The organism is Williamsia sp. z34, from assembly GCF_059553395.1.
This window is the reverse complement of sequence record NZ_JCANWW010000001.1, coordinates 697,190-707,961: the sequence shown is the minus strand read 5'-3', so window position 1 is coordinate 707,961 and position 10,772 is coordinate 697,190. Positions and strand designations below refer to the sequence as shown.

General features: G+C 63.6%; 12 protein-coding genes. 7 read left to right on the top strand and 5 right to left on the bottom strand.

All coding sequences use genetic code 11. The annotated features are described in order from the left end of the window. Positions 1-47 precede the first annotated feature (47 nt). Positions 48-398 carry a hypothetical protein gene (locus tag AC51GT_RS03345; RefSeq protein WP_496323958.1) on the top strand — a complete coding sequence of 117 codons (351 nt, stop codon included), beginning with the start codon at positions 48-50 and terminating at the stop codon, positions 396-398. A 21-nt stretch (positions 399-419) separates the two neighbouring features. Here AC51GT_RS03345 and AC51GT_RS03340 read toward each other — a convergent pair whose 3' ends face one another. Then, positions 420-1,193 (bottom strand): SDR family oxidoreductase, encoded by a 774-nt coding sequence (locus tag AC51GT_RS03340; RefSeq protein WP_496327845.1) that lies wholly within the window; start codon positions 1,191-1,193, stop codon positions 420-422. A 193-nt stretch (positions 1,194-1,386) separates the two neighbouring features. Here AC51GT_RS03340 and AC51GT_RS03335 point away from each other — a divergent pair, with 193 nt between their 5' ends. After that, a complete protein-coding gene (locus AC51GT_RS03335) occupies positions 1,387-2,886 on the top strand; it encodes a protein adenylyltransferase SelO (protein ID WP_496327844.1) in 1,500 nt (499 codons plus the stop codon). 42 nt (positions 2,887-2,928) lie between these two features. On the opposite strand, the gene AC51GT_RS03330 is transcribed toward AC51GT_RS03335, so the two are convergent. Then, positions 2,929-4,260 (bottom strand): replication-associated recombination protein A, encoded by a 1,332-nt coding sequence (locus tag AC51GT_RS03330; RefSeq protein WP_496327843.1) that lies wholly within the window; start codon positions 4,258-4,260, stop codon positions 2,929-2,931. Between the two features lie 136 nt (positions 4,261-4,396). Here AC51GT_RS03330 and AC51GT_RS03325 point away from each other — a divergent pair, with 136 nt between their 5' ends. From AC51GT_RS03325 to AC51GT_RS03315, 3 genes are all read left to right on the top strand, one after another. Then, positions 4,397-4,798 (top strand): YybH family protein, encoded by a 402-nt coding sequence (locus AC51GT_RS03325; RefSeq protein WP_496327842.1) that lies wholly within the window; start codon positions 4,397-4,399, stop codon positions 4,796-4,798. 78 nt (positions 4,799-4,876) lie between these two features. After that, positions 4,877-5,716: an alpha/beta fold hydrolase gene (locus AC51GT_RS03320; protein ID WP_496327841.1), complete on the top strand. Its 840-nt coding sequence runs from the start codon at positions 4,877-4,879 to the stop codon at positions 5,714-5,716. A 52-nt stretch (positions 5,717-5,768) separates the two neighbouring features. After that, positions 5,769-6,245, top strand: coding sequence for a hypothetical protein (locus tag AC51GT_RS03315; RefSeq protein WP_496327840.1), 477 nt, complete (start codon positions 5,769-5,771; stop codon positions 6,243-6,245). 109 nt (positions 6,246-6,354) lie between these two features. On the opposite strand, the gene AC51GT_RS03310 is transcribed toward AC51GT_RS03315, so the two are convergent. Continuing rightward, positions 6,355-7,098 carry an ABC-2 transporter permease family protein gene (locus AC51GT_RS03310; RefSeq protein WP_496323951.1) on the bottom strand — a complete coding sequence of 248 codons (744 nt, stop codon included), beginning with the start codon at positions 7,096-7,098 and terminating at the stop codon, positions 6,355-6,357. Continuing rightward, positions 7,095-8,027, bottom strand: coding sequence for an ABC transporter ATP-binding protein (locus AC51GT_RS03305; RefSeq protein WP_496327839.1), 933 nt, complete (start codon positions 8,025-8,027; stop codon positions 7,095-7,097). The genes AC51GT_RS03310 and AC51GT_RS03305 overlap by 4 nt, the downstream gene beginning before the upstream one ends. Positions 8,028-8,135: 108 nt before the next feature. Here AC51GT_RS03305 and AC51GT_RS03300 point away from each other — a divergent pair, with 108 nt between their 5' ends. Together AC51GT_RS03300 and AC51GT_RS03295 are read left to right on the top strand one after the other, a co-directional pair. Continuing rightward, the gene (locus tag AC51GT_RS03300) at positions 8,136-9,311 is read left to right on the top strand and encodes a sensor histidine kinase (RefSeq protein WP_496327838.1); all 1,176 of its coding nucleotides are present in this window, start codon (positions 8,136-8,138) and stop codon (positions 9,309-9,311) included. 6 nt (positions 9,312-9,317) lie between these two features. Further along, complete coding sequence (locus AC51GT_RS03295) at positions 9,318-9,968, top strand: response regulator transcription factor (protein WP_496327837.1); 651 nt, start codon at positions 9,318-9,320, stop codon at positions 9,966-9,968. Between the two features lie 281 nt (positions 9,969-10,249). Here AC51GT_RS03295 and AC51GT_RS03290 read toward each other — a convergent pair whose 3' ends face one another. Continuing rightward, positions 10,250-10,735: a nucleoside deaminase gene (locus AC51GT_RS03290; RefSeq protein WP_496327836.1), complete on the bottom strand. Its 486-nt coding sequence runs from the start codon at positions 10,733-10,735 to the stop codon at positions 10,250-10,252. Between the last annotated feature and the right edge of the window lie 37 nt (positions 10,736-10,772).

The window sequence follows — 10,772 nt, the reverse complement described above, 5'->3', positions numbered from 1 at the left end:
ATGCGATCCTCGGACGCCTCACCTCGGAAACCGACGCACGAATAGCCGTGCTGGAGATACCGATACTCGGGGAGGATCGTGCCAGCGCGATCAACAAACATGTCGACACCTACAACGCGGCGATCCACGAGATGGCGAGCGCCCGTGGCCTGACATGCCTGCCGATACACCGACGCCTCGTCGAACTGTTGCCCGAAGACCACAATCCGCCGCCATACGAAGGAAAGACCGGTCCGATCATCAGGGCCACCCTGAGCCACCGACTCCTACGGCGTTCGTGGGATGCGGTGTCCGCGCGAAACGGCCTGGTGCTCTTGACCGACCAGATCCATCTCAACGACAGAGCGGCGACCGTTGTTGCCCATTCCGTCGCGGAGTTCCTGGACACACTCCACTGATCCCGGCCGGGGCGTCAGTGGTCAGCCGGCGACGACTTCCACCGCGGTGACATCTGCATCGACTGTCGGAGCGCTGCCCATCGCGGCACCTCCGTCGACGATGAACTCCGAACCGGTGGAGTAGGTGGCCTCGGTGATCACGAATCGGATCATCGCGGCCACCTCGGCAGGTAGGCCGAACCGGGGTATGGGCTGTCCTGCGGCCGTCGACTCGTCCATGCCGTCGACCATCGGGGTGGCGATGGGTCCGGGATGTACTGAGCAGACCCGGATTCCGCCGTCGCTGAGATCGAGTGCGGCAGATTTGGTCATGCCGCGCAGACCCCATTTGCTGGCAACGTAACCGGCCAGATTCTGATACCCCATGAGTCCGGCGGTCGACGAGACATTCACGATGACACCACCGCCACCCTTGCGCAAAAAGGGTGCCGCGTAGTGCATTCCGAGGTACGGGCCGACGAGGTTGATGTCGAGGATCCGCCTGAAGCGGTCCGGTTCGAACTCCTCGATGTTCCCGAAATCCACGATCCCGGCATTGTTCACCAGCGCATGGAGCGTGCCGAAGCGCTCTGCACTCCGAGTCAGGACATCACGCCAGTTCTCTGCATCGGTGACATCGAGGTGTTCGTAGCAGGCGGTGGGTCCGATGGATGCGGCGACCGCCGCGCCCTCGTCGTCGAGGACGTCAGTGACGACGACGTTCATTCCCACGGCGCTCAAGGCGCGGACGGTGGCCTCACCGATACCGCGTGCTCCGCCGGTGACCAAGGCTGTCTTACCGTTGTATTGGCTCATCGTCTTCCCTTTTCGACTGGTGTTCAGGTGAATGCAGAACCGAAATGTGTGCCCAGGCGTGGCGACGGGCGACGGCCACGTCACTATGCAGTCTAAGAGGTCGAAGCCGTGGGAGCGACAGATAGAGATCCCGGTGACCACGGCCTTTCGTCCTGCTCTCCCCTGCTTGCCGCGCGGTGGTTACCCTCGAATCATGGCTGCAATCCCGAATTCCGCAACAGGCACGAACACAGTGTTGGCCGGCCTCGAGAACACCTTTGCCGACGAGGTGGGCGACCTGGCCGTGCCGTGGCAGGGCGCCGCGGCCCCTGATCCCACGTTGCTCGTCCTGAACGAGCAACTCGCGGCGTCGCTGGGGTTGGATGTGGCGGCTCTGCGCAGTGAAGACGGGGTCGGCGTGTTGTCCGGATCAACATCGCCTGCCGGAGCCAAGCCGGTGGCGATGGCCTATGCCGGCCATCAATTCGGCGGATACACACCGCTGCTCGGGGACGGTCGGGCCCTGTTGCTCGGCGAGTTGACGAGCAGTGACGGTCATCGAGTGGATGTGCATCTCAAAGGCTCAGGGCCGACGCCGTTCTCCCGGGGCGGCGACGGGTTTGCCGTTGTCGGTCCGATGTTGCGCGAATATCTGGTCAGCGAAGCCATGTACGCGCTCGGTGTCCCCACCACGCGCGCGCTCGCGGTGGTCGCAACGGGTCAGCACGTTCGGCGAACCGGTGCCGAACCCGGCGCGGTGCTCGCCCGCGTCGCGGCGAGTCACCTGCGGGTGGGCACCTTCGAGTATGCGGTCCGCCGCGGCGAGATCGTGCAGCAACTCGCCGACTACGCCATCGCCCGCCATTACCCGGACCTGACCGAATTGCCGTCCAGCGGTCGTTATCTGAAGTTCTTCGAGGCGGTGGTCGAGGCACAGGCATCATTGGTGGCGCAATGGATGCTCGTCGGTTTCGTCCACGGGGTGATGAACACGGACAACACGACCATTTCGGGAGAAACCATCGACTACGGACCCTGTGCCTTCATCGATGCGTTCGACCCGGCCGCAGTGTTCAGTTCGATCGACCACGGTGGCCGCTACGCGTTCGGCAACCAGCCCGCTGTCCTGAAGTGGAATCTGGCACGTTTGGCCGAAACATTGCTGACTCTGGTCGATTCCACGCCGGATGACGCGATCTCCGCGGTGTCGGCGGTTCTCGACACCTTCGACGAGCGCTACCACGGTCACTTCGCGGCGGGCATGGCAGCAAAGCTCGGCTTGGCCGATGCACCAGTCGACCAAGCACTGATCGACGACCTGCCGGCACTGATGAACCAACACGGCACCGACTGGACGGGGACCTTCCGCGCGCTCGCCGACGAACTACGCGGAAACCCTTCGGCTCTCGACAATCTCGTGCCGCGCGAGCAGACCGGGCCATGGCTGGAACGCTGGCGCGCCGCGTTGACGGAACAAGGCCGCGACACGGCCGACACCGCGGACACGATGGATCGCGTCAATCCGCTGTACATCCCGCGCAACCATCACCTCGATGCCGCTCTGCGCGCGGCCACCGACGGCGACCTTGGGCCGTTCGAGAAGCTCTTGGACGTCGTCACACATCCGTTCGACCGCCGCGACGAGTGGTCCGACTACGCCACCCCCGCTCCCGGGGATTTCGGTCGGTCATTCCAAACCTTTTGCGGTACTTGACCAATTGACCGAGCCACTGTGGAGAGTTTCTCCGCCACAGACCTACGCGTCGTCGCCGGACCCGCCTGATGACTGCCGGCGCTCGCGCAGTTGGGCCAATCGGTTCAGACGTTCCCGGATGTGCCGCTCGTAACCGTGATCTGTGGGTGCATAGAACGTTTTCCGGTCCATCCCGTCCGGAAAGTAGTTCGCGCCGGAGAATCCGTCGGCGGCGTCGGGGTCGTACTCGTATTCCTTGCCGTAGCCGAGATTCTTCATCAGCTTGGTCGGCGCGTTGAGGATGTTGAGAGGCGGGGCGAGAGAACCCGTCTGCTTCGCCGCCTTGGTGGCTGAACCGAAACCCCGGTAGACGGCGATGGACTTCGGTGCGGTCGCCAAATAGACCACAGCCTGCGCGATCGCGAGTTCTCCCTCCGGAGAACCCAAGCGTTCGTACACATCCCATGCCGCCAGCGCCTGGTGGACCGCCTGCGGATCGGCGATGCCGATGTCTTCGTTCGCGAACCGGACAAGACGTCGGGCGATGTAGAGCGGGTCTTCACCGCCGTCGAGCATGCGGGCGAACCAGTACAACGCGGCGTCGGGATCGGAACCACGCATCGACTTGTGCAGGGCCGAAATCAGGTTGTAGTGACCCTCCTGCGACTTGTCATACAGCGGAGCCCGCTTTTGCACCACTGCGGCCAACGCGGCGGTGTCCAGGGGCTGCGCCGCATCCGGGAGTGCGAGTAGTTGTTCGCACATGTTGAGCAGGTAGCGGCCGTCACCGTCGGCCAACGCAAGCAGTGCGGTGCGGGCCGCGGCGTCGACCGGTAGCGCTCTGCCGACGAGCTGCTCGGCGCGACTGACGAGCGCCTCGAGAGATTGCTCATCGAGTCGCCTGAGAACAAAGACCTGGCATCGCGACAGGAGCGCGCCGTTCAGTTCGAAACTGGGGTTCTCGGTCGTCGCGCCGACCAGCACGATGGTGCCGTCCTCGACATACGGCAGAAAGCTGTCCTGCTGGGCCCGGTTGAATCGGTGGATCTCGTCGACGAACAGCAGCGTTCCCTGTCCGACCTCTCGCCGCTTTTGTGCCGCCAGGAACACCTTGCGCAGATCCGCGACACCGGAGAACGTTGCCGACAACGGCTCGAACACCAGGTCTGTCTGCTCCGCCAAGAGCCGGGCAATTGTTGTCTTGCCACATCCTGGCGGACCCCACAGGATGAGCGAGACCAGCCGCTGCTGGGCGACCATCCGCCCGATCGGCGCGTCCGGCGCGAGGAGATGGTCTTGGCCGACAACGCCTTCGAGCGACCTCGGCCTGAGCCTGTCGGCGAGCGGTCGGGAGGTATCGTCCACCTCGAACAATGACGGCGGGTCCTGCTCCATGCCATAACCTCGTTCCTGATCAACCCTCAACGGTGCCACGGCAACGGGCGGTCCACAACAACGAAGGTGGCGGGCGGTATGGCGATCACCTCGGCGACATTGACTTCAACTTCAGTTGAGGTTCTAGGTTGGCCACATGCCTCAACCGAACGCAACTGCCCTCAAAGAAATTCACGCGATTGTCAACGACGTACAGGAAGGTTTCAACAACAACGACGCAGCGTTGATGAATGCGCATATCGCCGATGACGCCGTGGTGGTGAACGCCCGTGGCACGGTGCTCTCCGGACGCCCGGCCATCACGGAGTCGACCGAAGCGGGCCTGGCCGCCGGCTTCCTGAAGGACGCCACCGCCTATTACGAACTCACCGACGTCGTGGCCTTGTCCCCCGATGTCATCACGGCCCGCAAGAACGCGTGGGCCACGCCGAAGAACGCGCAGGATGGTGATCCGCCGGAGATGAATGCTCTCTACGTGTTCGTCCGGCGAGCAGATCGGTGGCTGATCTGGCGACGGCAGAACACCATCGTCGCGTGAGTCGAGATCCCGGGCAGGGCGCGTTTAAGTGAAAGGTCGGGCTGGTACTCGGCGAGAGCAACGATCAGGAGGAACCCGATGACCTGGGAATTGACCAGATCCACTGAGCTCGCGGACGGTGTGGTGCGCTGGGACACCGTCGGAGAAGGCCCACCGATTGTGCTCGTCCATGGCACGCCGTACTCGTCATACCTGTGGCGTGACGTGGCGGTTGCACTCGCCCGACATGGTCGAGAGGTGTACGTTTTCGATCACCTCGGCTACGGCCGATCCGACAAACACGAGGGCCAGGACCTCACCCTCGCCGCGCAGGGCCGCAACTTCGCAGAATTGCTACGGCGGTGGAATCTGCACCGCCCCAGCGTCGTTGCCTGCGACATCGGCGGCGCGATTGCGCTACGGGCATTACTTCTCGAACAGGCCTCCTACTCTGATCTGATCCTCTTCGATGCCGTAACCGGAGGCACGTGGGAGCGCGGGCTTTTCGCGCTGATCCGCGAACACCACGATGTCTTCGAACAACTCCCGGCGTACGCCCACGAGGCACTGGTGGCCGCGCACCTGCGCAACGGGACGCGTCAGGGTTATCGCCCGGGTGTCCTCGAAACATATCTGGAGCCATGGCGCGGCCCCGACGGACAAGCCGCCTACTACCGGCAATACCGTCAACTGAGCCAGGACGACACCGCTGACTACGAACACCTGCTCGGCGCCGTCGACATCCCGGTCACGTTACTGTGGGGCCGCGATGACCAGATCCTGCCTGCGGAATACGGGCATTGGATCGAGGAGCGAATCCCCAACCAGGGACTGACTTGGTTCGACGACGCCGGGCACCTACTGCCGGAAGACGCACCGGCTCAACTGATCGAGCGATTGACTCACGTTCTGGGCACACACATGGCCGAGGAGCGATGATGTCAGTTGCCCGCGGCGGTTCGATCACCACCCCATCTGAGAACAGGGCTCCATGAACACTTCCAAACCAGGCGTCCGGTCAACGGCCATGTGGTTTGTCTGCGGTATCTCGCTCGTCTTCAGTATCGCGGCGCTGACCATCGCCTGTTCAGTACCGCCGAACGAGCCTTCACCGACTTCAGAACCGCCACCGGCAGCATTCGTTGACCGTTTGCCACTGTCAGACTGCGGACAGACGTGGGCTGACGGGCCCGACTTCACATTTGAAGAGCTATATCCCCGAAGTGCCATCGACTGCCTGATGAGCGGTCGAGTTGACGGCGGCGGCGAATTCAGCGTCACGATAATCACCACGGAGGGCGACCCCATCACGACCTACTATCGCGTCGCCGAAGAAACTCTGACTGTCGATATCTTCATCGACCGAACAAGCGACCAGTACAGCGGTGAGCCCGGTTGGACATCTCTGACTTGCCCGGTGAACACCCTGACCGCTGAGGCACTTCGCGCCTGCACCAGCAACATTTAGTGCCAACATCGCGAATGTCGGGAACGCTCCGGTTCGCACACCGCACCGAGAACGCGGTCACGCACTCGGTTCGAGTCCGTGACCGCGTTCTCGTCATTCGGTGTCAGACTCAGGCGTCACGGCGACGCATGGCCCACCAGCCCGATCCGAGAGCCGCAGCAGCCCAAACTGCGGTCACCAGCAGACCCAACCAGGGCCCCGGGGAACCGATCGGATTCTCGACGAGAACCTGACGCCCCGCTCGGTCGGGCAGATAATCGGCGACGCCGGCACTGCTGGTGACATTGCCGAGCATGAAGGACAGCAACAGTACAACCGGGATGAGGATTCCCAATGTCGCTGCGGTGCTGCGCAATAGGTTCGCTACCCCGAAAGCGAACAGCGCCATCAGGGTAAGGTAGATGGCGCACCCCATCATCGCGCGAAGCCCAGCGGGGTCGGTCCATTCCATTCGGCCGTCTCCGAGAAGTCCTTGTCCACCGAAGAAGCAGGCCACGGCCGTCGCAAGGCCGACCAGGAAGGTCAGTCCCGCAACGACAACCACACTGGACAGGTACATCACACTGCGGCGGGGCACGGCGACGAACCAGATCCTCGTCCCGTTGTTCTTGTATTGCGCGGCCGCGACGAGGGCGCCGAAGGTGATCGCGACGGCCTGACCGAAGTTGATGCCGAAGAACGAGGTGATCAGTGGGTCGAAATCTGGTTCAGCCGCTTCGTCTCGTCCGAAGGTTACGCTGCCGAGCAGCGAGAATCCGACGGTGACGACGAAGAGCAGTGCAAGTGCCCCTCCGAGTGACGGCAGGGTCCGGGTCTTGATCCATTCCGAGTGAAGCACGGGCGCATACGTCATGGCTTTGCCTCCTGGGTGGTCGTGCCGGATATGTGAGTGGCCGCGTCCGCGGTCAGAGCCAGGTAGGCCTGTTCGAGAGACGCGTGTTCTTCGGCCAGTTCGAGCACAGGTATGCCCGCCTCCACCAGTAGCGGTCCGACGTCCTCGATCCGGGCACCGCGAATCATCCAGAGACCCCCCTCGACTTCGACGGTCGTGAAACCGGAACGAGCGAACGCCTCCTGTGGATACAGGCCTACCGGGGTACGTAGGCGCACCTGCGGTTCGGCATGCGCGCGAACGAAATCGTCGACACCGGTGTCGGCCAAGAGCCGGCCTTTGCCGACTACCAGCAGATGATCAGCGAAGGCGGCAGTCTCACTCATCAGATGGCTGGAAACCAGAATGGTTCGCCCCTCGCGAGCCAGCCGCTGCAGCGCCTCGCGAATCCAGATGATCCCCTCCGGATCCAGGCCATTCGACGGTTCGTCGAGGATCAGCACTCGCGGGTCGCCGAGCAGCGCCGCGGCGACCCCGAGACGCTGACGCATGCCGAGCGAGAAACCCGAGACGCGTCGCCCCGCGTCCGCAGTCAGGCCCACCTCTTCAAGTACAGCTTCGACGCGGGCAGTGGGTAGCTGGTTGCTCGCAGCAAGCGCCAGTAGATGATTGCGCGCGGTGCGTTTCGGGTGGGCAGAAGAGTCATCGAGAAGCGCTCCCACGAGCGCCAAGGGCTTGTCTGCCGCGGCGAAAGGTGCGCCTCCGATCGTCGCGGTGCCGGACGTCGGCCTGTTGAGGCCGAGAATCATTCGCATGGTGGTGGATTTGCCTGCGCCGTTGGGACCGAGGAAACCGGTCACCACACCGGGTCGCACCGTGAATGTCACACGGTCGACCACCGGGGTCGATCCGTATACCTTCGTGAGCTCGTGAACTTCGATGGTGGTCATGACTTTCAGCCTCGTCGAGGCCGCCCTCGCGGTCTCCCCCCGCGGGCGGGACCGGCCTCCCCCGTTTCGGGGAGACAATTCGACCGCGGCTACTGGCACCATGAGGTCATGCTCCGCGCGATCAGCCGGTTGGTGATCCGCCCGGTCACCTACACCCGGGGCCTTCACCTGTGCGTGCCACTGGCATTTGCTGCGGTTTGGCTCTTCATCGACTTCGACCGGCCGTACATGCTCGCGCTCTTTGTCGTTCCGGTGGGTTTGATTCCGGGAATGCGCCTGGCGGAGGGCGTCCAGGCGCGCCTGTTCCTCACCCCCGGCGAGGGAGCCGATGGTGCTGAGCCGTCCATCAGCGCCGCGCCGTCGGCACGGTGGTCGGACCGCTGGCGCACAGTGCTCTGGCTCGAGGCGCGTCTGGCGCTCAGCGCCGCGCTGCTCGCCATTTGTGTCCCAATGATATTTCTGTGCGCGGATCTGATCGGCGCCGCCGCCGGAGCGCCGCCCAGTGCCGAAACCATTCTTCGGATCGAACAACCACACTGGCTGTACGCGTTGCTGATCCCACTGCCCCTGGCGGTGATCCTGGCAACGGTCATCGGCCTCGGAGAACTGGCCACCAGCCTGGCCCGCCGGCTGCTGGGGCCCTCGCCCGCGGAACGGCTGAAAGCACTGGAGGAACGCACCGATCTGCTCCTCGAACACAACCGACTGGCCCGCGAACTGCACGATTCAATCGGGCATGCCCTGACCGCGGCGGTGTTGCAGGCCGGGGCCGCCCGCACGGCCGATGATCCAGAGTTCACCGCTCGCGCGCTGCGCGCCATCGAAGAAACCGGACGCGCCGCGCTCGATGACCTCGACCGAGTCCTAGTGGTCCTCCGTGATTCCGGAGGGCCGGCTCAGCGTCCCACCCTCGCCGATTCAGAAAGTCTGGTGAAGTCCGCACGATCCGCTGGCGCCGACGTCGAGGCATCGGTCACCGGTTCGCTCGATCGCGTGCCGGGACCGCTGTCCAGGGAGGGCTACCGCATCCTCCAGGAATCGCTGACCAACGTATTGCGGCACGCCGGTCCCGGACCGGTCCTGGTCGGCGTGCGAGTCGAGGACACACAGCTAGAACTCAAGATCACCAACGCACGCCCCGTCGACGCTCGTTCCACCCGGCCCGGCAGCGGGTTGCGTGGTATCCATGAACGTGCGGAACTGCTTGGTGGCCACGCCTTCACCGGGCCCATCGACGACCGCTGGGAGGTACGCGTGACACTTCCCCTCATCGGAACCCGGTGATCACGGGTGCCGATAACTGTGCTGCTTGTCGACGACGAACCGCTCGCCCGTGCCGGTTTGCGGGCAATCCTCGACGCGCAAGTGGATATCGAGGTCGTCGGCGAAGCCGCTGATGGAGCCGCCGTCATCCCGCTGCTGCGGAAACTGCGGCCAACGGTGATCGCCATGGATGTGCGGATGCCACTGATGGACGGGATCGACACGACGCGCGCGATCCTTCGATCGGTACCGACACCGCCGAAGATCCTGATCGTCACAACATTCGAGAACGACGAGTACGTCTACCGGGCGCTGCGGGCGGGCGCGGACGGATTCCTGCTCAAGCGAGCCCGCCCTGCCGAGATCGTCAACGCCGTACGCGCTGTCGCCGAGGGTGATTCGCTGCTCTACCCCGCCACTGTCCGGACACTGGCCGCAGGCCACGGAAACACTTCTGCCCGCGATCAACTCGAGGAGGCCGGTCTCACCGAAAGGGAGTCGACCGTGCTGCGGTTGATGACGCGCGGTCTGTCGAACGCGGAAATCGCCACGCATATGTTTGTCGGGGCCGAGACCGTCAAATCGCACGTCAGCGCGGTGCTGGCAAAGCTCGGGGTCCGCGACCGGACGCAAGCCGTCATCGTGGCCTACGAATCCGGTTTCGTCACAACAACCTGAGATGTCGCGGCACCCCAACCTGACGACCAATCCTTCTTCAACACTTGACTTCAGTGTCGGTTGAAGTCCTAGGGTTCGACACATGCACCCGGAGACCGAGAACGACCCGCCGAACCCCGCCGATCTCAACGCATTCGTCAGATCGTCAACGACGTACGGGAGGCATTCAATAACAACGACGCACCGCTGATGAATGCGCATGTCGCCGACGGCACGGTGTTGGTCATCTGAGTGGGTCCTGGTGCCATTCGTCAACCATTAGTTGACAATCGGGAACATCCTCAGGACACAGCGCGGAACTTGTTCGAGTACAACGCTTTCATTTCTTCTTCGAACTCGGAGACCGGACCGTCGACCGGTAGCTTCGGCGCGACGGTGTTGATGGGTAGACCCGCCACCGGTGACGATGAGGCACCCCACTCCTGCAACCACGACGACAATTGGGCCGACGACACCGCGTAGACGATGCGGCCCAGTCCCACCCAGGCATGGGCAGCAGCACACATCGGGCAGTGCTCGCCAGAGGTGTAGACGGTGGCGCTCGCGCGCTGCGCCGGCTCCATGTTGTCGACCGCCCACAACGCGATCGCGAGTTCGGGATGCCGAGTGTTGTTGCCGCCCTTGACCCTATTGCGGTCTTCGAAGAGCACTCCCCCGGCATTGTCGACAAGCACCGAGCCAAAAGGTTCATCGCCGTCAGCCAAGGCCTCCCGCGCCAAATCGACACAACGCCGCAGATACGTCAGGTCCGCGTCAGAAATTCCCACAACCGCAAGCCTACGACACCAACCGCTCTCACCACCG